This is a genomic window from Arthrobacter sp. Cr_A7, from assembly GCF_029222765.1.
Taxonomy (GTDB): domain Bacteria; phylum Actinomycetota; class Actinomycetes; order Actinomycetales; family Micrococcaceae; genus Arthrobacter.
Genome location: NZ_JARHXQ010000208.1, coordinates 1 through 22,567, shown reverse-complemented (window position 1 = coordinate 22,567; position 22,567 = coordinate 1). Strand labels below are relative to the sequence as shown.

The 22,567-nt window shown below is 65.9% G+C and carries 19 protein-coding genes; 12 read left to right on the top strand and 7 right to left on the bottom strand.

Going from position 1 to position 22,567, the window contains the following annotated elements; genetic code table 11:
* Positions 1–48 precede the first annotated feature (48 nt).
* The 5 genes from P2Q66_RS12275 to P2Q66_RS12255 all read right to left on the bottom strand — a co-directional run bounded on the left by P2Q66_RS12275 (position 49) and on the right by P2Q66_RS12255 (position 7,004).
* Entirely contained in the window at positions 49–1,965 is a 1,917-nt protein-coding gene (locus tag P2Q66_RS12275) for an alpha-amylase family glycosyl hydrolase (RefSeq protein WP_275728399.1), read from the bottom strand.
* A 136-nt stretch (positions 1,966–2,101) separates the two neighbouring features.
* Positions 2,102–3,775 (bottom strand): glycoside hydrolase family 13 protein, encoded by a 1,674-nt coding sequence (locus P2Q66_RS12270; protein ID WP_275728402.1) that lies wholly within the window; start codon positions 3,773–3,775, stop codon positions 2,102–2,104.
* Positions 3,776–3,867: 92 nt separating this feature from the next.
* The gene (locus P2Q66_RS12265; protein WP_275728398.1) at positions 3,868–4,758 is read right to left on the bottom strand and encodes a carbohydrate ABC transporter permease; all 891 of its coding nucleotides are present in this window, start codon (positions 4,756–4,758) and stop codon (positions 3,868–3,870) included.
* The gene (locus P2Q66_RS12260; RefSeq protein WP_275728397.1) at positions 4,755–5,693 is read right to left on the bottom strand and encodes a sugar ABC transporter permease; all 939 of its coding nucleotides are present in this window, start codon (positions 5,691–5,693) and stop codon (positions 4,755–4,757) included. Before P2Q66_RS12260 ends, P2Q66_RS12265 begins: the two co-directional genes overlap by 4 nt.
* 33 nt (positions 5,694–5,726) lie before the next feature.
* Complete coding sequence (locus P2Q66_RS12255) at positions 5,727–7,004, bottom strand: extracellular solute-binding protein (protein ID WP_275728394.1); 1,278 nt, start codon at positions 7,002–7,004, stop codon at positions 5,727–5,729.
* 87 nt (positions 7,005–7,091) lie between these two features.
* Here P2Q66_RS12255 and P2Q66_RS12250 point away from each other — a divergent pair, with 87 nt between their 5' ends.
* Together P2Q66_RS12250 and P2Q66_RS12245 are read left to right on the top strand one after the other, a co-directional pair.
* The gene (locus tag P2Q66_RS12250) at positions 7,092–8,297 is read left to right on the top strand and encodes an ROK family protein (RefSeq protein ID WP_275728392.1); all 1,206 of its coding nucleotides are present in this window, start codon (positions 7,092–7,094) and stop codon (positions 8,295–8,297) included.
* Between the two features lie 10 nt (positions 8,298–8,307).
* Positions 8,308–8,682, top strand: coding sequence for a VOC family protein (locus P2Q66_RS12245; protein WP_115523597.1), 375 nt, complete (start codon positions 8,308–8,310; stop codon positions 8,680–8,682).
* A gap of 33 nt (positions 8,683–8,715) precedes the next feature.
* Here the strand turns inward: P2Q66_RS12245 and P2Q66_RS12240 are convergent, their stop codons facing one another.
* Positions 8,716–9,384 carry a GntR family transcriptional regulator gene (locus P2Q66_RS12240; protein ID WP_079595320.1) on the bottom strand — a complete coding sequence of 223 codons (669 nt, stop codon included), beginning with the start codon at positions 9,382–9,384 and terminating at the stop codon, positions 8,716–8,718.
* Positions 9,385–9,509: 125 nt separating this feature from the next.
* On the opposite strand from P2Q66_RS12240, the gene glyA reads away from it, so the two are divergent.
* The 7 genes from glyA to purU are packed head-to-tail and all read left to right on the top strand — an operon-like array spanning position 9,510 to position 18,418.
* A complete protein-coding gene (gene glyA, locus P2Q66_RS12235; protein ID WP_275728389.1) occupies positions 9,510–10,850 on the top strand; it encodes a serine hydroxymethyltransferase in 1,341 nt (446 codons plus the stop codon).
* Complete coding sequence (locus P2Q66_RS12230; protein WP_275728388.1) at positions 10,847–12,067, top strand: sarcosine oxidase subunit beta family protein; 1,221 nt, start codon at positions 10,847–10,849, stop codon at positions 12,065–12,067. Before glyA ends, P2Q66_RS12230 begins: the two co-directional genes overlap by 4 nt.
* A 28-nt stretch (positions 12,068–12,095) precedes the next feature.
* Positions 12,096–12,506 (top strand): sarcosine oxidase subunit delta, encoded by a 411-nt coding sequence (locus P2Q66_RS12225; RefSeq protein WP_079595317.1) that lies wholly within the window; start codon positions 12,096–12,098, stop codon positions 12,504–12,506.
* Complete coding sequence (locus P2Q66_RS12220) at positions 12,503–15,460, top strand: sarcosine oxidase subunit alpha family protein (RefSeq protein ID WP_275728384.1); 2,958 nt, start codon at positions 12,503–12,505, stop codon at positions 15,458–15,460. Before P2Q66_RS12225 ends, P2Q66_RS12220 begins: the two co-directional genes overlap by 4 nt.
* Positions 15,453–16,103, top strand: a complete 651-nt coding sequence (locus P2Q66_RS12215; RefSeq protein ID WP_079595315.1) for a sarcosine oxidase subunit gamma family protein — start codon at positions 15,453–15,455, stop codon at positions 16,101–16,103. Before P2Q66_RS12220 ends, P2Q66_RS12215 begins: the two co-directional genes overlap by 8 nt.
* Complete coding sequence (locus P2Q66_RS12210; RefSeq protein ID WP_275728382.1) at positions 16,103–17,518, top strand: L-serine ammonia-lyase; 1,416 nt, start codon at positions 16,103–16,105, stop codon at positions 17,516–17,518. Before P2Q66_RS12215 ends, P2Q66_RS12210 begins: the two co-directional genes overlap by 1 nt.
* Positions 17,519–17,521: 3 nt before the next feature.
* Positions 17,522–18,418: a formyltetrahydrofolate deformylase gene (purU, locus tag P2Q66_RS12205; RefSeq protein ID WP_115523602.1), complete on the top strand. Its 897-nt coding sequence runs from the start codon at positions 17,522–17,524 to the stop codon at positions 18,416–18,418.
* A 148-nt stretch (positions 18,419–18,566) separates the two neighbouring features.
* Here the strand turns inward: purU and P2Q66_RS12200 are convergent, their stop codons facing one another.
* Positions 18,567–19,169, bottom strand: coding sequence for a TetR/AcrR family transcriptional regulator (locus tag P2Q66_RS12200; RefSeq protein ID WP_079595312.1), 603 nt, complete (start codon positions 19,167–19,169; stop codon positions 18,567–18,569).
* A 159-nt stretch (positions 19,170–19,328) separates the two neighbouring features.
* Here P2Q66_RS12200 and P2Q66_RS12195 point away from each other — a divergent pair, with 159 nt between their 5' ends.
* From P2Q66_RS12195 to P2Q66_RS12185, 3 genes are all read left to right on the top strand, one after another.
* On the top strand, positions 19,329–19,673 hold the full coding sequence (locus P2Q66_RS12195; RefSeq protein ID WP_275728380.1) for a cupin domain-containing protein: 345 nt from the start codon (positions 19,329–19,331) through the stop codon (positions 19,671–19,673).
* A 5-nt stretch (positions 19,674–19,678) separates the two neighbouring features.
* Positions 19,679–21,028, top strand: coding sequence for an NAD(P)/FAD-dependent oxidoreductase (locus tag P2Q66_RS12190; RefSeq protein ID WP_275728378.1), 1,350 nt, complete (start codon positions 19,679–19,681; stop codon positions 21,026–21,028).
* Between the two features lie 88 nt (positions 21,029–21,116).
* The coding region (locus tag P2Q66_RS12185) for an APC family permease (protein WP_275728377.1) at positions 21,117–22,567 on the top strand (1,451 nt) is incomplete at its 3' end.

The window sequence follows — 22,567 nt, the reverse complement described above, 5'->3', positions numbered from 1 at the left end:
ATGGGCTGTCAAAACGACACTTGGCGCTACCCAGTTGGGGAGGGTGCGTCACACCGGGGTGACGCGAAGCCAGGCGTATTGCCGGGGGAGGAGCATGACGCCTTCGTCCAGGTGCAGGCGGGCTTCCGAGAGAAGGTCGACGGCGGCGGGCAGGAACCCGCCGAAGGTTTCCGCGGGCAGGGACTGGGGAACGTCGCTGAAGTTCGCAAGTGCCAGGATGCGGGTTCCGCCCGTGGTCACGCCGCCCGGCCGCTGGTAGGCCAGGACTCCCCGGTTGTGGGTCTGGAAATCGATCAATGTGGTCCCGGCAAACTCAGGAGTGTTCGCGCGGACCTCGATCATCCGCTGCAGGCCCGCGTAAACGGCACCTCCGGGTGTGGCCGGATCAGTGCGCCGGGCGTACTGCGCGGCCGGGTAGTGCGGCCGGTGCACCCAGCGGCTGTCATCCCCGTGGCCGGGCTCATCCGCGTAACCGTAATCATTGACCTGGCCCACCTCGTCGCCCAAGTACAGGAGCGGGATGCCGCCGGTGCTGAAGGCAACCGAGTGGGCCAGGAGGATCCGTTCCACCGCCTCGGCCGGGTTGACCTCCATGCCGCACAGCGACGCCGTCGTACCTGAAATACGGCAGTCTCCGGTGCGCGGGTTGTCCTGGAAAGGGACGCCGCGGGCAAAGCTGCCGGGGAAGCGGTTGACGTAGAAGGAGTTGAGGAAACGGCGGTGGTCGAAGCCGTTGACGCCCAGTTCCGCGGCGTCCTCGTCCGCGAAGGTCCAGCCGATGTCGTCATGGCTTCGGACGTAGTTGACCCAGGACGTCCCCTCGGGGATGTTGTGCCGGCGCTTCAGGGCCTGGGCCAGGAGCGAGACATCCCGGGTGGCCAGGGACTCCCAGATGAGCGCCATCTGCAGGGGATTATAGGAAATCTGGCATTCGGCGGGGTCGATGTAGAGCGCCACCTCGTCCGGATGCACGATGGCCTCCGACTTGAACAGCAGCGACGGAGCCGCCAGCCGGCACACCGCGTTGAAGGCCCGGAGCAGGGTGTGCGCCTCGGGAAGGTTCTCGCAGGGCGTGCCCAGCTGTTTCCAGATGAAGGCCACGGCGTCCATGCGCAGGATGTCCACGCCCTGGTTGGCCAGGAACAGCATTTCGCCTGCCATGGCACGGAAGACAGCAGGGTTGGAGTAGTTAAGGTCCCACTGGTACGTGTGGAACGTTGCCCAGACCCACCTCCCGTCCTCCATCTGGATGAACGAGCCTGAATGGTTCTCCGGGAAAATCTCCCGGACATTCTGCTCGAAGGCGTCCGGCATGGTCCGGTCCGGGAAAATCCAGTAGTAATCGCTGTACTCCGGGTCCCCTGCGGCCGCCTTCCGGGCCCACTCATGCTCGTCAGAGGTGTGGTTGAAGATGAAATCCACCACCAGGCTGATCCCGTTGCTGCGGAGTTCGGCCGCCAGCGAGCGGAGCTGCTCCATGGTGCCCAGCTTCGGGTTGACCTCACGGTAGCTGGACACCGCGTAGCCGCCGTCGGAGTGCGGTTCGGGGGCCAGGAACAGCGGCATCAGGTGCAGGTAGGTGAGTCCGAGCTCCTTGAAGTAGGGAATGCGTGCCCGCACTCCCTCCAGGCTCTCCGCGTAGCGGTCCACGTAACAGACCCCGCCCAGCAAGGTGTTGGACTGGAACCAGCCGCTGTTGCCTTCCCGCTCCGCGTCCAGCTCCTTGAGTTGAGCCGGGCGCTCCTGCCAGAACCGGGCGCTCTGGACCACCAAGGATGCCAGCTGTTCCTGCCAATCCGGCCGGGAACCGTACAGGGAGCCAAACAGTTCCGTCAGCTGTGGGAGATGCCGGTCCAGCCTTCGGTCAAAGACCGGGTCCGGGCTGAGCCCGGCCGTCCGTTCGCGGAAAAGCGCCGTGAGGACATGCTGCCGGGTCATTTCGTCCGCACTAACGGATTCCTGCATGCCCACGGCCCTTTCCCACTTCCGCCGGCGGTTCCGGCAGCACCTGTAGGGAAGTATTCCACGCCACACTTCCGCGCGTTGACCTGGACCTATACCTGGACCAGGACGCGGCAGCGGACACGGGAGGTTTCACCGGCTACGCCTGGAGCCAGGCAGTAGTTGCCCCGGGCAGGGAACCTGCCATGAGCGGCGAACTGGAGACCAGGACCTCGCCGTCGGGCAGTCCGAAGGCTTCCATCCCGAAGTTGGTGACGGAGATCCAGCCGTTGGGGCGCCGGAAGGCCAGGACGTCGGTCCTCCCGGTTTCCAGCCATTCCAGCGCTTCGGCGGTTTGCAGCTGTGACCGCAGGGCCAATGCGCGGCGGTAGAGGGACAGGGTTGAGTCCTCCTGCAACTCCTGGGCTTCCACGGAGTAGCTGGCGAACCATTCGGGCTGCGGCAGGTGCGCACTGCCTACCCCGAAACCGAACGAGGTACCCGAGGCTGTCCATGGCAACGGGACGCGGCAGCCGTCGCGGCCGATTTCCACGCCTTTGTTGCGGAAGAAGGCCGGGTCCTGGCGCTGGGAGTCGGGGATTTCACTGCCGACTTCCTGCAGGCCCAGTTCCTCGCCCTGGTACAGGTATGCAGAGCCCGGAAGGGCGAACATCAGCAGCGATGCGGCGCGGGCGCGGCGCAGGCCGAGTTCGGCGTCGACGTCTTCCTGCTTGCCGCCGGCGAGCAACCATTGCTTGCCGGCCTCGCCGGCCATGATCCCGCCCTCGGCCGAGGGCCCTGGCACGGGGAGCCCGTAGCGGGTGGCGTGCCGGACGACGTCGTGGTTGGAAAACACCCACGTGGAGGAAGCGCCGGAAGCCTCGGCCTCGGCGAGGTTCTTGGTGATGATCTTCCGGAACTGGGCGCCGTCGAAGTCTGCCTGCAGCAGGTCGAAGTTGAAGGCCTGGCCCAGCCCCTCCGGGCTGGCATAACGGGCACGGCGGTCCGCGTGCACCCAGGCTTCGGCGACGGCGGTGCGCGGCGGGCTGTATTCGTTGAAGACCTTGCGCCACTCGGCGTAGATCCCGTGGACTTCGTCGCGGTCCCAGTACGGATGCGATCCGGCAAGGTAAAGCGCCTCGCCCTGGGCTTCAAGGTCTGCCTTGCTGGGGAGGGACTCTTCGAGGTTCTTGGTCAGGGCATGGGCGACGTCGATGCGGAAGCCGTCCACGCCCCGGTCCGACCAGAAGCGCAGGGTGGTGAGGAAGTCTTCGCGGACCTCGGGGTTGTCCCAGTTGAAGTCAGGCTGCTCCTTGGCGAAGATGTGCATGTACCACTGGCCGGGCGTCCCGTCAGGTTCTGTGATGCGCTCCCATGCGGGACCGCCGAACACGGAGTCCCAGTCCGACGGCGGCAGGTCACCGTTGTGGCCCAGTCCGTCCCGGAAGATGTAGCGGTCGCGGGCCGGGGACCCCTTGGGCGAGGCCAGGGCTTCCTGGAACCACTGGTGGCGGTTTGAGGAGTGGTTGGGGACGATGTCCACGATCAGCTTGATGCCTGCGGCGTGCAGGGCGGATGCCATATGGCTGAAGTCCTCGAGGGTGCCGAGCCGCGGGTCAACATTACGGTAATCGTCCACGTCATAGCCGCCGTCGGCGAGGGCTGAAGGGTAGAACGGGCTCAGCCAGACGGCGTCGACCCCCAGGTCCTTCAGATACGGGACCTTGGCGGTGATGCCGTTGATGTCGCCGATGCCGTCACCGTTGGAGTCAGAGAAGCTGCGGGGGTAGATCTGGTAGACCGAGGCCTGGCGCCACCAGTTGGGGTCGGCCATGGTTTTGGGTTCGGTGCTGGTTGCCGTGGTGGCGATGGAGGGCAAGACTGGGTCCTTTGCGTTTTTCCTGGAGGTCGGTTTCGCGGCCGGGGTCACTTGACGGCGCCCTGGGTCAGGCCGGACATGACCCAGCGCTGGGTAAACAGGTAGACGACGATCGCGGGCGCCATCGCCATGAGGTAGGAGGCGAAGGCGACGTTGTAGCTGTTGCTGAACTGGGTCTGGAAGATCTTCTGCAGCACCGGGATGGTCTGCAGTTCCGGGTCGGAGATGATGAGCGACGGCATCATGAAGTCGTTCCATGAGGCGATGAAAGCGAAGATGCCGACAGTGGCGCTCATGGGTGCGAGCAGGGGGAAGATGAGCTTCCAGAACACCTGCCAGGTGCCGGCGCCGTCGATGCGCATGCTTTCTTCCAGCTCCAGCGGGATGGAGCGCAGGAACGCGGTAAACAGCATGGTGTTGAATGCCAGGGCAAAGACGATGTGCAGGATCGCGACGCCGAGCGGGTTGTCCAGACCGACGAGGCCGGTGAGCTGGATCTGCGGCAGTGCCACGACGGGGAACGGGATGAACATTGCCGCGAGCAGGTAGAAGAAGGACCAGCGGAAGAGCCGGCGGTCCCAGTTGCGCACGATCGCGTAGGCTGCCAGCGCCGAGACGATGATTTCCCCCGCTACGGCGGTCACGGACACGAACACGGAGATCGCGAAGCCGCGGGGGAAGTTCGTGAGCGTCCATGCCTGGACGAAACTGTCGAACGTCAGCGGGCTTGGCAGCGAGAAGGCGTTGCCGTCCACAGCCTGGCCGGTGGTTTTGAACGCCATGCTGGTGGTGACGTAGAGCGGCACGAGCACGCTGAGCGTGCAGACGATCAGGACGATGGTGGCAGGCCAGTTGCTGCGTTCATGGCCGGCGCGGATCCTTTGCTTCTTTCCGGCGGCGGCGGATCCCGCTGGGATGGTGCTGGGTGCGCTGCTCATGCGGCGATCCCTCCTTTGCCACGAGTGAAGCGAAGCTGGATGAGTGCGATGACGATGCTGATGAGGAAGAAGATCACGGCGTTGGCCATCTGGTAGGCATAGTCGCCGCCTTCGAAGCCGCGGAAGATCGACATGGCGACGCTGCGTGTAGCGACGCCCGGGCCGCCGTCGGTAAGGCCCACGATGATGTCGTAGGCGTTGAGGTAGTTCTTGAAACCAAGGACCATATTGATCACTGCATACCCGGCGACGAGCGGCAAAGTGATGTGCCGCAGGTTGTGCCAGGGCGTTGCTCCGTCGATGGAGCTTGCCTCGTAAACCTCGGCGGGAACCGTGAGGAGCCCAGCGATGTAAATCAGCATCGCGCTCGGAATCGACTGCCACGCCGTGACGAAGACGATGGCCAGCCACGCGAGTTCGGGGTTGGCGAGGATGCTCGTCGCCAGCGGTTCGATTCCCATGCCTTGGCCCAGGAGTGGCAGCGAGTTCGAGAAGAGGTATTGGAAGACGAACGCGATGACGATGCCTGAGATCACCATGGGGATAACGAATACCGTGCGCAGTGCGGCGCGGAAGCGGACACGGGACGTGAGTCCCAGAGCCAGGAAAAAGGCCACGATGTTGACGACGATGACGGTCACGAGCGCAAAGGCGAGCGTGAAGCCGTAGGCGCTGAGGACCCCCTCATCCTGGAACACCGCTATGAAGTTTCGGATGCCGATGAAGTCGAAGTCGCCGAAGCCAACGGAGTTCGTGAAGCTGTAGACGAAGCCGAGTATGGCCGGCAGCGTGACGGCGAGCGTGAAAATTAAGAGCGAAGGAAACAGGAAAAAGTAGTACAGCGGATCGATGCGGCTCTTGCGCGCTCTTGCCGCTCTCACCGCTGCCGGGGCCGTCACCACCGCTCGAGGGGAAGGCTTAGTCGTCGATGACATGAAAGGTCCTCGTTTCGTGCGTTGGAAGTGTGATCACGCGCGGAAAGCCAGGCGCGCCCAGTCGGCGTCCATACGGCGGAGCGTGCTCTCGGCGTCGGCGCCGCCGATGATCGACTGGAGGTAGTTGGCGGCGGGAATCGAGTTTGGAATGAACTGTGAGGCACCCATGTAGAAACGGCCCTCGTCGTAGTACTTCTGCATCTCAACGATTCGGGGGTCGGTGACCGCCGGTGCGTCCTTACCCGTGCCGAATCCCAGGAATTCGGCATTGTAGGAGTTCTGGATTTCCGGCTGCATGAGGTACTGGAGGAAGGCGCGGGCCCCCTCCTGTGCGTTGCCGGCTTCGGGAACCCAAAGCGAAAGGTCGATGTTAACGCGGACTTTCAGGTCGGCGGGATTGCTGGTCATTGGCAGTGGGAAGGTGCCCAGATCCACATCGGTCCCCGCCTTTTCAATTTCTCCGAAGGCCCACGGCCCCTGGAAGTACATCGCCGCCTGTCCCTGCGCCATGGCGGTGTTGCCGTCACCGTAGCCTCGGCTCGACGCATCGGGGTTGACGTAGGACGTCAGCTGGACCATGCGCTGCACTGGCTCGAGCATCGTTTTCTGGAACGACACTTCGGAATCCGGTCCGACATCCTCGCCGATCCCGTGCATTGTTTTATAGAACTCGCGCACGTTGACCATGCCGCCCACCGTGTAGTCGAACAGGCCCTGCGCGATGGTCCAGGGGTCGCGGAAGGTCCCGTAAATGGGCGTGATGCCCGCGGCCTTCAGCACCTCACATACTTCAATCAGTCCGTCCCAGGTTGTGGGAACGGCCAGCCCGTTCTGCTCGAAGATGCGGCGGTTGTAGATGACCGAGGCGGCCATGACCGAGTAGGGGATGACGCTCGTACGGCCCGGGTAGGTGGGGTACCAGTTCGTGAGGTCCAGAACGTCGTTCCGGATGGAAGCTGCTGCCGGGAGATCGGAAAGGTCGGAGAGGGCGCCGCGCTCCATGAACCGGGCCATTTCAAGGTTGTAGTTGAGGCAACCGAGGTCCGGCGGACTGCTGCGTACAAAGCTGGCAGAAAGATTTGTCGCCATGTCATGAAGGACGCGGACGCGGTCCTGCGACGCGGTGAACTTCGCCGCGAGATCGCGGAAGTATGGCACGGCCTCCGGTTTTGACTGGTGGAACGTGATGGTGGGACGGGTTCCTCCCGGAGCACACCCTGCCAGGCCGAAAGCGGCCAGTGTGCCCCCGGCAGCGGCAAGGAAGGTGCGTCGGGAGACTCGCGTCCCTCTGGACGGCAAAGGTGGCAACATCGGCTCCTCAGGGTCTCACAGAGTTTATTTGGATCTTATATTTAAGTCCTATACGAGGATGAGGCATCGTGGGGATATCGTCAAGGGATGAAGGAGACCACCGCGAGCTCGACGCAATTGTTGCGGCAGATCAATTCCGATGCGTTGCTGCGGTTTGCCCTGCAGGAGCAAGTCTTCACAGCCGGGGAAGCCATGGCGGTGACGGGGTTGACCCGCGCGACGGTGCTCGGCGTTTGCCATGCCCTGGTCGACGCCGGCTGGCTGGAGGAAGTGGAAGACAGTGCTGCCGCGGCCCGCACCAACAAAGGCAGGCCGGCGCGCCGCTACCAGTTGCGTGAGGCTGCCGGTGTGGTTGTTGGACTGGACGCCGGGGAAAGCTACTTCACCACCATCGTGGCGGATCTGCGGGGCCGTGAGCTGGGTTTGCGCCGCCAGAACGTTGACTCGAAGATGCTCGGGCGCTCCGGCCGCTGCGCGGCTGCACGGGAGCTGATCGGCCTGGCCCTCCACGACAGCGGACACGAGGTGGACGACGTTTTACTTACGGTTGTCGGCGTTCCCGCGCCGATCGACGCCCATGGCAATTCTCCTGACGGAGAATTCTGGCATCTGATGAATTCCGGATTCGCCTCGCACCTTCACGGCAAGGTGGTTGTCGAAAATGACGCCAACCTCGCCGCCATTGCCGAACGTGCACACAATCCGTCAGCCAACCTGGCCACACTGCTGACAGGGGAGCGGTTCGGCGCCGGCCTGATCGTCGATGGTCGCCTGCTGCGGGGACCGCGGGGCGGCGCCGGCGAGATGAGGTTCCTCGACACTATTACCGCCGGCAAGTTCGTGCCCGACGAAGGCAGCACGGACGGGTTTGGGGCACTGGCACGCAAGTGGGCGCGCTCGCGGATCCACTCCCACGGCGGACAATCCACACTGCGCCACATACCCGAGGGGGAGATCAACGCCGAGGATGTGTTCCAGGCAGCCCGGGAGGGGGATCCGTTCGCAGGGGACATCATCGCCCGGCTCGGCGCCAGGCTGGCGCGTATTGCTGTTGTGCTTTCCAGCCTCCTGGACATTGAACGCGTCATCATCGCGGGCGGGATCTCCCGGGCCATCGAACCTGTCCTGGAACAGGCACGCTGCCTGCTGCCCGCCGATTCCGGCGTGCCCCTCCCGGACCTGGTTGCAAGTACCTTCGGAGCGGAGGTGGTGGTCAAAGGTGCCATCGAGTCGGCCCTGACGCAGGTCAGGCGCGAACCTGGCGCATTCCTCCCGCGGGCCCCCCGAACCTAGACTGGCTCTCATGTCATGCCGAATCAGCGAACTGGTCCTGAACTGTGCCGACCCCGAACTGCTGGCAAAGTTCTGGAGTGACGTCCTTGGCTATGTCGAACTGGACCGGGAGGACGGTGCCATCGAAATCGGCCCGCCCGCCGGCTTTGGCGGCCTGCAGCCCACCATCATCCTGAGTCCGAGCAGCAATCCGCGGACCGGACGGCTTCCCCTGCACATCGACGTCAATCCCGTGGACCGGGACCAGGCCGCCGAGCTGGAACGGCTGCTCGCCCTCGGCGCGAGGCCGGCTGACGTAGGGCAGAGCGGCGACGAACAGTGGCACGTCTTGGAAGACCCGGAGGGCAACGAGTTCTGCCTCCTCCGCAGGCGGCTTGACCCCTGACGCAGCGGCGGGCGGTTAACCGCTGAAGGTTCCTTAAAGGACTGCGCGGATGGCGTGTTCGAAGCTGGTGACGTGCTCCAGCGCGAGCTTGCCGGACCGGTCGGCGTCGCCGTCGGCAATGGCTTCCAGCAGCTCCACATGCTCCGAGATGTGCTCGGACACCGCGGGCACCTTCTCCAGCACCATGCACCAGATCCGGGTGGCCAGGTTGTCGTAGCGGATCAGGACATCTTCCAGATGCGCGTTGGCTGCGGCACGGTAGATAAGGCGGTGGACCTTGATGTCATACCGCATCAGGTCGTAGGGATCCTCGGCGGCGGCCATACGGGCAATCGCGGCCGCAGTTTCGCGCAGCTCGGCGCGCAGTGCGGGCGTGGCGAGCTTGGCTGCCCGCCGCGCGGCGAGGGGCTCCAGCGATTCCCGGAGCTCCGAAACGTCGGCCAGCTCGGTGATGTCCACAACGGTGGCGAAGGTGCCCCGGCGCGGGTAGGAGATCACCAGGTGGTCGCTTTCCAGTCGCTTCAAGGCTTCCCGGACGGGGGTGCGGCCGATGCCCATTTCGGCTGCGAGCTTGCCGTCGTTGATGGCTTCGCCGGGCCGGATGTCCAGCATGATGAGCCGGTCCCGGAGATGCCGGTAGGCCCGCTCGGCCAGCGAGAGATCCCCGCCGCCCTCCAGATGGTTCTCTAGCGTCAGGCTCATTACGAGGCTCTCCATGGTTCCTATTGACTCCTGCGTGATGTGGAACATACTATTACGTCAGTTCTAATATATCAGTTACAGGTCAGTTGTTGATCAGTAACCCGAAGGGCCTCTGAAGGAGAAACATGCAGAACGTACTCAACGCCTCGCTCGCCCAGGTGGACTCCGATGTTGCCGCCGCTGTAGCAAAGGAGCTGGAGCGGCAGCAGAACACCCTGGAGATGATCGCCTCGGAGAACTTCGCTCCGGCCTCGGTCATGGAGGCGCAGGGTTCGGTCCTGACCAACAAGTACGCAGAGGGCTACCCCGGCAAGCGCTACTACGGCGGCTGCGAGCACGTGGACGTCGTGGAACAGCTCGCCATCGACCGCGTCAAGGCCCTGTTCGGTGCGGAATTCGCCAACGTGCAGCCGCACTCCGGCGCCCAGGCCAACGCCGCAGCGATGTTTGCCCTGCTGAACCCGGGCGACACCATCCTGGGCCTCTCCCTGGCCCACGGCGGCCACCTCACCCACGGCATGAAGATCAACTTCTCCGGCAAGCTCTACAACGTGGTTCCCTACCACGTCCGTGAATCCGACCTGCGGGTGGACATGGCCGAGGTGGAAGCCCTGGCCCTGGAGCACAAGCCCAAGCTCATCGTCGCCGGCTGGTCCGCCTACTCCCGCCAGCTGGACTTCGCCGAATTCCGCCGCATCGCCGACCTCGTTGGCGCCTACCTGATGGTGGACATGGCCCACTTCGCGGGCCTCGTTGCCGCCGGACTGCACCCGAACCCGGTCCCCTTCGCGGACGTGGTCACCACCACCACCCACAAGACCCTGGGTGGACCGCGCGGCGGCGTCATCCTGGCCAAGGAGGAGTACGCCAAGAAGATCAACAGCGCTGTGTTCCCCGGCCAGCAGGGCGGCCCGCTGGAGCACGTCATTGCAGCCAAGGCCGTGGCCTTCAAGCTCGCCGGATCGCCCGAATTCAAGGAACGCCAGGAGCGGGTCCTGCAGGGTGCCAAGCTGCTGGCCGAGCGCCTCCTCCAGTCCGACGTCGAAGCCGCAGGCATCTCCGTGGTCAACGGCGGCACGGACGTCCACCTGGTCCTCGTGGACCTGCGCAACTCGGAGCTCGACGGCCAGCAGGCCGAAGACGCCCTCCACCGGATCGGCATCACCGTCAACCGCAACGCAGTACCCTTCGACCCCCGCCCGCCGATGGTTTCCTCCGGCCTCCGGATCGGCACCCCTGCCCTGGCCACGCGCGGATTCGGCGCCGCCGAATTCACCGAGGTCGCGGACATCATCGCCACGGCCCTGATCGCGGCAGCCGGCAGCGGCACCCTGGCCGAGGACACCGCCGTCGAACTCCGCAGCCGCGTCACCGCCCTTGCCGACCAGTTCCCCCTTTACCCCCACCTCAACGACGATGCCGCCCTGGCCGGTGTTGAAGCAGACCTGATTGGAGCCGCCCAGTGAGCACCCAGCAGCTTCCGGAGCACCCGGACTTCCTCTGGCGGAACCCCGAGCCCAAGTCCTCCTACGACGCCGTGATCGTCGGCGGCGGCGGGCACGGCCTGGCCACCGCGTACTTCCTGGCCAAGAACCACGGCATGACCAACATCGCCGTCCTGGAAAAGGGCTGGCTGGCCGGCGGCAACATGGCCCGGAACACCACCATCATCCGCTCCAACTACCTCTGGGACGAGAGCGCGGCCATTTACGAGCACGCCCTCAAGCTCTGGGAAATCCTGCCGGAGGAACTCGAATACGATTTCCTCTTCAGCCAGCGCGGCGTGATGAACCTGGCCCACACCCTCGGCGACGTGCGTGAAAGCATGCGCCGCGTGGGCGCCAACAAGCTCAACGGTGTTGACGCCGAATGGCTGGACCCGCAGCAGGTCAAGGAACTCTGCCCCATCCTGAACATCAGCGACAACATCCGCTACCCCGTCATGGGCGCCACCTACCAGCCCCGTGCCGGCATCGCCAAGCACGACCACGTGGCCTGGGCCTTCGCCCGCAAGTGCGACGAGCTGGGCGTGGACATCATCCAGAACTGCGAAGTCACCGGCTTCGTCAAGGATGGAGAGCGCGTGGTGGGCGTCAAGACCAACCGCGGCACCATCAACACGGAAAAGGTGGGCCTGTGCGCCGCCGGTCACAGCTCCGTCCTGGCCGAAATGGCCGGCTTCCAGCTCCCCATCCAGTCCCACCCGCTGCAGGCACTGGTCTCCGAGCTGCACGAGCCGGTCCACCCCACCGTTGTAATGTCCAACCACGTGCATGTCTACGTCTCCCAGGCCCACAAGGGCGAACTGGTGATGGGCGCCGGCGTGGACTCCTACAACGGCTACGGCCAGCGCGGCTCCTTCCACGTGATCGAGCAGCAGATGGCGGCCGCCGTCGAACTCTTCCCCATCTTCGCCCGGGCCCACGTGCTCCGGACCTGGGGCGGGATCGTGGACACCACGCTGGACGCTTCCCCGATCGTGGGCAACACCCCGGTGGAGAACATGTTCGTGAACTGCGGCTGGGGTACCGGCGGCTTCAAGGGCACGCCCGCGGCCGGCATGACCTTCGCGCACAACATCGCCACGGGCTTCCCGCACAAGCTGAACGCGCCGTTCTCCTTGGAGCGCTTCGAAACCGGCGCACTCATTGACGAACACGGCGCCGCCGCCGTAGCCCACTAGCCGCCGCCTCCACAGAAAGACAACGCACATGCTGCTGATCTCATGCCCCAACTGCGGCCCCCGGGATGAAACCGAATTCCACTACGGCGGCCAGGCCCACGTGGCCTACCCGGAAAACCCGAACGAACTGAACGACACGGAGTGGTCCCGGTACCTCTTCTACCGCGAGAACCCCAAGGGCACCTTCGCCGAGCGCTGGGTCCACAGCACCGGCTGCCGCCAGTGGTTCAACATGCTGCGCGACACCGTCAGCTACGACATCCAGGCCATCTACCCGATGGGCACGCCCCGGCCCGACCGGGCAGCCCCGCGAACCGCCGAATCCGGAACTGCCAGCACCGCTGCTGACAGCACCACCACCGGAACCGCGGCGCCCGACATCTCAGGCACCAGCACAACACCTGCCAGCACCACCGCCCCGGAAGGAGCAACCAAGTGACTTCCCAGAATGCCCGCCTCGCCGCCGGCGGCCGCATCGACCGCACCATTTCCTGGCGCTTCACTGTGGACGGCGAGGAATTCACCGGCCACCCCGGGGACACGCTGGCTTCCGCGCTGCTCGCCAACGGCCGCGTCGCGGTCGGCAACTCGCTGTACGAGGACCGGCCCCGGGGCATCCTGGCTGCCGGAGTCGAGGAACCCAACGCCCTGGTGAAGGTGGCCCCGCGCTTCCCCGGCCACGTTGCCGAATCGATGCTTCCCGCCACCACCATCTCCCTGGTGGACGGCCTGAAGGCCGAACTGCTCAACGGCCTCGGCCGGCTGGACCCCGAAGAGGACCGCGCCGAATACGACAAGAAGTACGTCCACACCGACGTCCTGGTCATTGGCGGCGGCCCCGCCGGCCTGGCCGCTGCCCGTGAGGCCGTCCGCACCGGTGCCCGCGTGATGCTCCTTGATGACCAGCCCGAACTGGGCGGTGCCCTGCTCTCCGGCTCCACGGCAGCGGAACTGGGTGAGACGGTCGAAGGCAAGCCCGCCCTGGAATGGGTGGCGGACGTGGAAGCCGAGCTGGTCTCCAACGCCGAATGCACCGTTCTGAACCGCACCACGGCGTTCGGCGCCTACGACGCCAACTACGTCATCGCCGTCCAGAACCGTACGGACCACCTCTCCAGCCCGGCCGCCCCCGGTGTGTCCCGCCAGCGTATTTGGCACATCCGTGCCAAGCAGGTTGTGCTGGCTCCGGGCGCTCACGAGCGTCCCCTGGTCTTTGAAAACAACGACCGCCCCGGCATCATGATCGCCTCCGCCGTCCGCAGCTACCTGAACCGCTACGCCGTGGCCCCCGGCCAGCGCGTGGTCATCAGCACCACCAACGACAGCGCCTACGCTCTGGCCGCCGACCTCCGCGCCGCCGGCGTCAAGATCGCCGCCGTGGTGGACGCCCGTCCCAAGCTCACGGACGTGGCAGCCGCCGCCGTCGAGGCCGGCACCCGCGTGCTGATCGGCAGCGCCGTGGCCAACACCAGCGCCGCCACCGATGAGGGAGCGAACGCAGGCCGGCTGGACGGCGTGACCGTCCGCAGCATCAGCGACGACGGCGAACTCACCTCGGGCATCGAACAGATAGCCTGCGACCTGCTGGCAGTGTCCGGCGGCTGGAGCCCGCTGGTGCACCTGCACTCCCAGCGGCAGGGCAAGCTGCGCTGGGACGACGCCCTGGCCGCCTTCGTCCCCAGCACCGAGGTGCCGAACCAGCAGATCGTCGGCTCCGGCCGCGGCTCCTTCGACACCGCTGACTGCCTCGCCGAGGGCGTCTCCGCCGGCGCGAAGGCGGCCATCGGCGCCGGCTTCACCTCCGCCGTCGAACCTTCCCCGCTGGGCGGGCCGACAGCGTCTGCCCCCACCCGCCAGCTGTGGCTGGTGCCGGGCGAGACCGGCACGCCGGACGACTGGCACCACCACTTCGTGGACTTCCAGCGTGACCAGTCCGTGGCGGATGTCCTCCGTTCCACCGGCGCCGGCATGCGCTCGGTGGAGCACATCAAGCGCTACACCTCCATCAGCACCGCCAACGACCAGGGCAAGACCTCTGGCGTCAACGCGATCGGCGTCATCGCCGCCGCACTCCGGACCGCCGGCGAAGCGTCCCGCGGCATCGGCGACATCGGCACCACCACCTACCGCGCCCCGTTCACGCCGGTTGCGTTCGCGGCGCTGGCCGGACGCCAGCGCGGCGAACTCTTCGACCCCGCACGCATCACCTCCATCCACCCCTGGCACGTCGCCAAGGGCGCGTTGTTCGAGGATGTGGGGCAGTGGAAGCGGCCGTGGTACTACCCGCAGGCCGGGGAGGACATGGACGCCGCCGTGCTGCGCGAATGCGCCGCAGTCCGTGACTCCGTGGGCTTCATGGACGCCACCACCCTGGGCAAGATCGAAATCCGCGGCAAGGACGCGGGCGAATTCCTGAACAGGATCTACACCAACGCGTTCAAGAAGCTCGCCCCCGGCTCCGCCCGCTACGGCGTCATGTGCACACCGGACGGCATGATCTTCGACGACGGCGTGACCCTGCGCCTCGACGAGGACCGTTTCTTCATGACCACCACCACCGGCGGAGCCGGCAAGGTGCTGGACTGGCTGGAGGAATGGCTCCAGACGGAATGGCCGGAACTGGATGTGCACTGCACCTCGGTGACCGAACAGTGGAACACCATCGCCGTCGTCGGGCCGAAGTCCCGCGAGGTCATCGCCAAGGTGGCACCGGAGCTGGCCGCGAACGGAGGCCTGGACACCGAGGCCTTCCCGTTCATGACCTTCCGGGAAACCACCCTCGCCTCCGGCGTCCGGGCCCGCATCTGCCGGATCTCGTTCTCCGGTGAACTGGCCTACGAAATCAACATCCCGGCCTGGTACGGGCTCAACACCTGGGAAGCCGTTGCGGCAGCCGGTGCCGAATTCAACATCACCCCCTACGGCACCGAAACCATGCACGTCCTGCGCGCCGAAAAGGGCTACCCGATCGTCGGGCAGGACACGGACGGCACCGTCACCCCGCAGGACGCCGGCATGGAGTGGATCGTTTCCAAGGCCAAGGACTTCATCGGCAAGCGCTCCTACTCCCGGGCGGACGCGCAGCGTGAAGACCGCAAGCACCTGGTCAGCGTCCTTCCGGTGGACGGCACCCTGCGGCTGCCCGAAGGCACCCAGCTCGTGGAAAAGGGCCGTTCCACCAATCCGGCCTACGGGCCGGTGCCCATGGAAGGCTTCGTCACCTCGAGCTACCACAGCGCAGCACTGGGCAGGTCATTCGGCCTGGCCCTGATCAAGAACGGCCGCAACCGCATCGGCGAGACCCTCGTGGCAGCAGCCGGCGATCAGCTGGTGGACGTCGTTGTCGCAGAAACAGTGCTTTTTGACCCCGAAGGGACCCGTAAAGATGGCTGAAACAGCAGCATCCCCGACCTCTGCCAAGAACCTCGCAGACAAGAACCTTGCCGTCCGCGTCAGCCCGGCGAAGCAGCTGCAGGACGCCTTCGCTGCCGGCTCCCTGGCGGGCACCGTGGAACTGTCCGAGCTGCCCTTCCTCACCATGGTGGGGCTCCGCGCCGGTGCCGGCACCGAAACGGCCCAGCGGCTGGCCTCGGTCACCGGCGGCCTGCCCGCCCGGTCCGGTGACGTGGCCGGCAACGGTGACACCTCCGTCCTGTGGCTGGGACCCGGGGAGTTCCTGGTGGTGGCACCCACCGAGGCACACGAATCCCTGGGCGGCGACCTGATCCGTGCCCTGCAGGACGCACTGGGCGACGGCGAAGGCCAGGTGGTGGACCTCTCCGCCAACCGCACCACCTTCGAACTGACCGGTCCGCAGGGGCGGGCAGTGCTTGAGAAGGGCTGCTCCCTGGACCTGCACCCCCGGGAGTTCAAGGCCGGAACCGCCGTCTCCACCGAGATCGCCAACATCCCCGCCATCCTCTGGAAGACCGGCGAGGAGTCCTTCCGGATCTTCCCCAGGGCGTCCTTCGCCGAGTTCCTGGGCCGGTGGCTCCTGGACGCGATGCGGGAGTACGCCTCGCCAGAGGTCCCCTGATGGCGCTCAGCGTCCTTGACCTGTTCTCTGTCGGCATCGGGCCCTCCTCGTCACACACGGTGGGCCCGATGCGGGCGGCCAAACTCTTCGCGGATGGCCTGAAGGGCGACGGGCAGCTCAGCTCCACCGTGCGCGTCCAGTCGGAACTTTTCGGCTCCCTGGGCGCCACGGGGCGGGGCCACGGCTCGGACAAAGCGGTTGTCCTGGGGCTGCAGGGCCTCGAACCTGAAACCGTCAACACCTTCACCGCCGACGACCAGGTGGCGGCCGCCGCGCTGGACGCCGAGCTGCACATCGCCGGCACCCACCGGGTGGATTTCAACTGGGATGAGGACGTGGTCCTGCACCGCCGCAAATCCCTTCCCGCCCACCCCAACGGTATGACGTTCCGGGCGCTGGACCACACCGGAGCCGTGCTTAGTGAACGGAGCTTCTATTCAATTGGGGGCGGCTTCGTGGTGGACGGTGACGCTGCGGGTGCGGACAAGGTAGTGGCGGATGACACCGTGCTGCCGTACGCGTTCAGCACCGCCGACGAGCTGCTGGAAATCTGCAGCCGCGAAGGCATGTCCATCTCCGACGTCATGCTGGCCAACGAGCTGGTCTGGCACACGGAGGCCGAGCTGCGGGAGAAGCTGCTGGGCCTGTGGGCAGTGATGCGCGAGTGCGTGGAGAACGGCTGCAACGCGGAGGGCATCCTGCCCGGCGGGCTGAACGTGACGCGGCGGGCACCGGCGCTGTTCCGGACGCTGACCGCCGCGGCTGCCAGCGCGGAAGCCGCGGCAGCATCGCCGTCGCCCGTCCAGGCCCCCGCGGACCCGCTGCTGGCGATGGAATGGGTGAACCTGTTCGCCCTCGCCGTCAATGAAGAAAACGCCGCGGGCGGGCGGATCGTCACCGCTCCCACCAACGGCGCGGCCGGCATCGTGCCGGCGGTACTGCACTACTACGTAAAGTTTGTTCCGGGAGCCGACGACGACGGTGTGGTCCGCTTCCTCCTGGCGGCAGCCGCCGTCGGGATCCTTTTCAAAACGAACGCCTCCATCTCCGGAGCCGAAGTGGGCTGCCAGGGCGAGGTGGGCTCGGCCTGTTCCATGGCGGCCGCGGGGCTGTGCGAGGTGCTGGGCGGAACGCCTGCGCAGGTGGAGAACGCCGCCGAGGTGGGCATCGAACACAACCTCGGGCTCACCTGCGATCCCGTGGGCGGGCTGGTGCAGATTCCCTGCATCGAACGGAATGCCATCGCCAGCGTCAAGGCCATCAACGCGGCCCGGCTGGCCCTGCACGGGGACGGCAGCCACAAGGTCTCCCTGGACAAGGCCATCAAAACCATGCGCGACACAGGAGCTGACATGAAAACCAAGTACAAGGAAACCTCCCGAGGCGGCCTGGCCGTGAATGTGATCGAGTGCTGAGCCATGACCGCTACTGAAACCCACATCCCCGCCCCGCAGCAGTCCACCACGGTGGAACATGTGCTGACCCTCGACTGCCCGGAATCGCCCGGCATCGTGCATGCGGTCTCCAGCTTCCTCCTGGAGCATGGCTGCGACATCATCGACAACAAGCAGTTCGGCGAACGCTCCGAAGGCCACTTCTTCATGCGCGTGCACTTTGCGTCCGACGGCGATGCCTCCACAGCGGATACGCTGCGGGCAGCTTTCGCCCCTGTAGCTGAGAAGTTCGCCATGCGGTGGCAGCTGGAACGCCAGGGAGCCAAGCGTAAGGTCCTGATCATGGTGTCCAAGTTCGGCCACTGCCTCAATGACCTGCTGTTCCGTGCCCGGATCGGCGAGCTGCCCATGGAGGTGGTTGCGGTGGTGTCCAACCACACCGACCACCAGGCACTCGCGGAGTGGCACGGCATCCCGTTCCACCACATCCCGGTGACGGCCGATACCAAGCCCCAGGCCGAAGCCAGGCTCCTGGAGTTGGTGGACGAACTGGATGTTGAGCTTGTGGTGCTGGCCCGCTACATGCAGGTGCTCAGCGACGAGCTGACCCGGAAGCTGGACGGCCGCGCCATCAACATCCACCACTCGTTCCTGCCCAGCTTCAAGGGTGCCAAGCCGTACCACCAGGCCTACGCCCGCGGGGTCAAGACCGTCGGTGCCACCGCCCACTACGTCAACGCGGAGCTGGACGAGGGACCAATCATCGCCCAGCAGGTGGTGGAAGTGGACCACACCTACGGACCCGAAGACCTCGTGGCCGCCGGCCGCGACACCGAATGCAAGGCCCTTTCCAACGCGGTGCGCTGGCACTGCGAGGGGAGGGTCATCCTGCAGGGCAACAGGACCGTGGTGCTTCGCTAGCCTTCGCCACGCCGCAAGCAGGCATGTGACATAACTGAACAGCAACAGAAAGGCCCCTGCGGCCGCGCGAACTGCGCGGCGGCAGGGGCCCTGCGCGTTAAAGCAGCCGGAGTGCCGTCAGTCCACGAGGGGACGGGCCGGACAAGGGTCAGGTGAGGCCGGAAGCGGCTGCACCATCCCGCCGGAGGATGACCACCTGGTGCACCTCCTCGAGGGCCGCCGCAATCTCCTCCCGTGAAACCCCGGCCAGGTACTGCAGCACCAGCCCGTCCAAGGCGGCGAACAGTGTGCGGGCGACGACGCGGACATGTGCAGTGACTCCAAAAGCCTCAAGTCCCGCGGCGAGGGCGTCAACGTAACTCTCGTACAGCGCGGCTACCGGTCCTGCCAGCTCCGGGCGCCGCCTGGCTTCCAGGATCATCTCGTACTGGAATACCTGCAGCTCGGGGTCCGTGAGGAGCAGGTCCATCAGGGCCTCGGTGAACGTTGCCTCCTGCTGCGCCGCATCGCGCAGGCGGGAGGCTGCAATTGACTGTTCGGAAGCCCACTGCAGGGCGGCCGCGATCAGCGCGTCACGTGATCCAAAGTGGTGTGCCACCAAGGTGTTGTTGACTCCCGCCGCCTCTGCCACTGCCCGGTAGGTGAGTCCCCGAAGGCCCTTGTGCGCCACCACATCCACAACGGCCCGAAGCAGCGCTTCGCGGCCTTTGCCGTACTTCGACGGGGAGGCTGGGGCGGAGGAAGGGGCCATGCCGTCGATTCTAGCCACCTGCGTGGCGGCCGACGGCGGCTATTGACTTAAAACTAAGCACTTGCTTAGATTAATTCACCATCCGTGACGGCAATCACACGCCGAGCCGGATGAACCACTTCCTTCCGGCGCATCCCGCCCGTCCCCCTGGAGCCATTCATGACCATCGCACCTGCCTTCAGCACGTCCTCGACCCTTGATCAGGCCAAGAATGAACCCTTCGAACTCGGACAGGTCCAGTGGGTCCGCCGATTCGGCGAGGGCGGCCGCGAAGCGCTCGCCTGCGGCTACTGGCACGTCAACCCGTCCGAAGCGCCGGACCCCTTTGACCTGATCATGGAGGCCGATGAGACCATCCACATCCTCACTGGGCACCTGCGCATAGAGGTTGAGGGAGGCGAGGCCTACGAGCTCACTGCCGGAAGCTCGGCGTCATTCAACAAGGGCGTGCGCACCCGCTGGGCCGTGCTGGCACCCACCATCGAATTCTTCGTCTATTCCTAGGGGCCATGGTGATGGAGCAGCAGGACATTGACCGAAAAAAGTCGGACGTCATCGTGGTGGGGGCCGGGTTCGCCGGCCTTACCGCGGCACGCGAACTTACCCGGCAGGGCTTCTCGGTCCATATCGTAGAGGCGCGCGACCGGATCGGGGGCAGGACGTGGCTGGACCACCGCCTCGGCCGCAACCTGGAGATCGGTGGAACATGGGTCCACTGGACGCAGCCCTATGTCTGGGCTGAGCTGAAGCGCTATGGCCTGGGCACGGTCGCAAGTCCGGAGCCGGAGCGCGCCTTCTGGTGGGCAGACGGCGGCCGCCAGGAAGGTGCCCCCGGCACCCTCCTGCAGCTGATCGGGAAGTACAACCATGAACTGGTGAAGGACTCCCGCGAGTACTTCCCCGAACCATTCCGGCCACTGGGCCGGGACGCTTTCAAGGAGATCGACCACATTTCCGTCCAGGACCGCATCAGGGAACAGTTCCCGGCAGGTTCATCCCGGGACATCCTTGAGTCATTCTGGGCCCTGAACTTCAACGGTCCACTGGAAGACGCCGCCCTGACGCAGGCCCTGCGCTGGGTAGCCCTGACCAACGGCGACTGGGCGGTCAACTTCGAGGCCTGCGCCACCTACAAGATCGAGGGCGGGACGGCTGCCCTCGCGGAGTCCATCCTCCGGGACAGCGGAGCCGGCATTGACTACGGCTTCACCGTGGGTGGAATTTCGGACGACGGCGGCAGCGTCACCGTCCGCAGTTCCGACGGCAGGACCATCTCCGCGCGGTCCGCCATCGTTACCGTCCCGCTCCACGTCCTGCCCTGTATCGCCTTTGAGCCGCCGTTGCCGCCCGCCAAGGCGGACGGAGCCAGGCGCGGGCAGGTGTCCAAAGGCGTCAAGGTCTGGATCCGGCTGCGGGGCGAGCATGCGCCGTTTGTCGCGCTGGGACAGGCTGACTGGGCGCTGAACTTCTTCCAGGTGGAATACACGCTCGACGGCGACACGATCGCCGTCGGCTTCGGCCCGGACGCTTCGAACATCGACGCCACGGACCCGGCCGCCGTCCAGGCGCACCTTAACCGTCTGGTGCCCGGCGCCGAGGTGGTGGACGTGGCCACCCATGACTGGGTGTCCGACCCGCTGGCCGGCGAAACCTGGCCGATGCACCGCACCGGTTTCCTCTCCGCGCACCTGGCCGCCCTGCAGGCACCACACGGCAACATCCTGTTCGCCGGCTCGGACATCGCCAACGGCTGGGGTGGATTCATCGACGGCGCCATCGAAAGTGGCATGGAGGCTGCCCTGGAAGCGGCAGCACTTTCCGCCGCCGCATCCGGCACTGCGCTGACCGACAAGAACTGATCGCTGGCGGACAAAGCCGCCGGGCCGCCCGCTGCCAAGCTGGATTTCACAGCATTTCCCCACACTCATGACCGTTAAGAAGGATCCAATGAGTATTTCGAATTCCGAGTCCCGGACCACTGACGCTCCGGCCAGGGAGCATTCCACAGCCCTGCGCGCCGGGAGCATCGGCGTCATGGGCATCCTCTTTTTTGTCCTCTCCGCCCAGGCACCGCTGACGGGCATTGTGGGCGCCTCCCCGCTCGCGGCGGCCCTTGGCAACGGCGCCGGCGCCCCGGGCGCCTACCTGATTGTCGGCATTGTCATCGTCATCTTTGCCGTGGGCTTCGTGGCCATGAGCCGCAGGATCCAGGCCAACGGCGCCTTTTACGCCTACGTCACCGCCGCCTTCGGCAGGAAAACCGGTGCCGGGGCGGCCTGGCTTGCGCTGCTTGCCTACAACACCGTCCAGGCTGCCATGTACGGACTCTACGGGGCAGTCTTCTCCGGCCTGCTCGCCTCGACGGGCCTGGACGTGCCCTGGTGGCTCCTGGCCCTGGCCACCATGGCGGGAGTGCAGGTGCTCGGGTCCCTGAACATCGAACTCGGTGCCCGCGTCCTGGCCCTGCTGGTGGGACTTGAGGTGGCCGTGCTGCTGCTGTTCGGTTTCACCGTCCTGTTCAGCGGCGGCGGCCCCGAAGGCATCAGTGTGGCGGCCTCCTTCTCTCCGGAAGCCATCGCTGCCGGTGCACCCGGAGTGGCCATCATGTTCGCCGTTGCCTCCATGTTCGGCTTCGAATCCACCGCCATCTATTCGGCCGAGGCTAAGGACGCGCACCGCACCGTGGCCCGGGCAACCTACCTGTCCGTGGGCGTCATCGCGGTCTTCTTCTCCTTCATCTCCTGGATGCTGGTCAGCTACTACGGCCCGTCCCAGGTCATGGACGCAGCGGGCGCCGCCCTCGAATCCGGCGATGCCACCACCTTCGTCCTGGGGCCCATGGTGGAGCTTTTCGGTCCGTGGGCCGGCGTGGTCACCGGCGTTTTGCTGGTCACCTCGCTGCTCGCCGGGATCATTGCCTTCCACAACGGCATCAACCGCTACCTGCACTCCCTGGCCCTGCGCGGTTCCATGCCCGCCATCGTGGCCCGGACCAACCGGCACCGCGCACCGGCCGTGGCTGCCTGGATCCAGACCGCCACCGCCGTCGTCCTGGTGGCGCCGTTCGCCATCCTGGCGCTGGATCCCGTCCTGACGCTCTTCTCCTGGTTCAGCGGACTGGCAGTAGCGGCACTCCTGGTGCTGTACATGCTCTGCTCGACCGCCGTCGTCGGCTTCTTCCGCCGTGAACGCGCCGGTGCCCAGCTCTGGCAGACGCTGGTTGCCCCGACGCTCGCGGCGCTGCTGCTGGGATGGATCCTGTTCCTGGTGGTCAGCAACTTCACGGCATTGATCGGCGGCAGCGCAGAGACGGCAACCGCCCTTCTGGTTGCTGTTCCCCTTGTTTTTGCGGCCGGGGTGCTGGTGGAAGCCCAGGTGCAGCGCCGGCAGGAGGCTGC

Coding starts and splice junctions, on each gene's coding strand:
- P2Q66_RS12275 (WP_275728399.1), bottom strand. CDS start 1,965: ATGCAGGAATCCGTTAGTGCGGACGAAATGACCCGGCAGCATGTCCTC.
- P2Q66_RS12270 (WP_275728402.1), bottom strand. CDS start 3,775: ATGGCCGACCCCAACTGGTGGCGCCAGGCCTCGGTCTACCAGATCTAC.
- P2Q66_RS12265 (WP_275728398.1), bottom strand. CDS start 4,758: ATGAGCAGCGCACCCAGCACCATCCCAGCGGGATCCGCCGCCGCCGGA.
- P2Q66_RS12260 (WP_275728397.1), bottom strand. CDS start 5,693: ATGTCATCGACGACTAAGCCTTCCCCTCGAGCGGTGGTGACGGCCCCG.
- P2Q66_RS12255 (WP_275728394.1), bottom strand. CDS start 7,004: ATGTTGCCACCTTTGCCGTCCAGAGGGACGCGAGTCTCCCGACGCACC.
- P2Q66_RS12250 (WP_275728392.1), top strand. CDS start 7,092: ATGAAGGAGACCACCGCGAGCTCGACGCAATTGTTGCGGCAGATCAAT.
- P2Q66_RS12245 (WP_115523597.1), top strand. CDS start 8,308: ATGTCATGCCGAATCAGCGAACTGGTCCTGAACTGTGCCGACCCCGAA.
- P2Q66_RS12240 (WP_079595320.1), bottom strand. CDS start 9,384: ATGAGCCTGACGCTAGAGAACCATCTGGAGGGCGGCGGGGATCTCTCG.
- glyA (WP_275728389.1), top strand. CDS start 9,510: ATGCAGAACGTACTCAACGCCTCGCTCGCCCAGGTGGACTCCGATGTT.
- P2Q66_RS12225 (WP_079595317.1), top strand. CDS start 12,096: ATGCTGCTGATCTCATGCCCCAACTGCGGCCCCCGGGATGAAACCGAA.
- P2Q66_RS12215 (WP_079595315.1), top strand. CDS start 15,453: ATGGCTGAAACAGCAGCATCCCCGACCTCTGCCAAGAACCTCGCAGAC.
- P2Q66_RS12210 (WP_275728382.1), top strand. CDS start 16,103: ATGGCGCTCAGCGTCCTTGACCTGTTCTCTGTCGGCATCGGGCCCTCC.
- purU (WP_115523602.1), top strand. CDS start 17,522: ATGACCGCTACTGAAACCCACATCCCCGCCCCGCAGCAGTCCACCACG.
- P2Q66_RS12200 (WP_079595312.1), bottom strand. CDS start 19,169: ATGGCCCCTTCCTCCGCCCCAGCCTCCCCGTCGAAGTACGGCAAAGGC.
- P2Q66_RS12195 (WP_275728380.1), top strand. CDS start 19,329: ATGACCATCGCACCTGCCTTCAGCACGTCCTCGACCCTTGATCAGGCC.
- P2Q66_RS12190 (WP_275728378.1), top strand. CDS start 19,679: ATGGTGATGGAGCAGCAGGACATTGACCGAAAAAAGTCGGACGTCATC.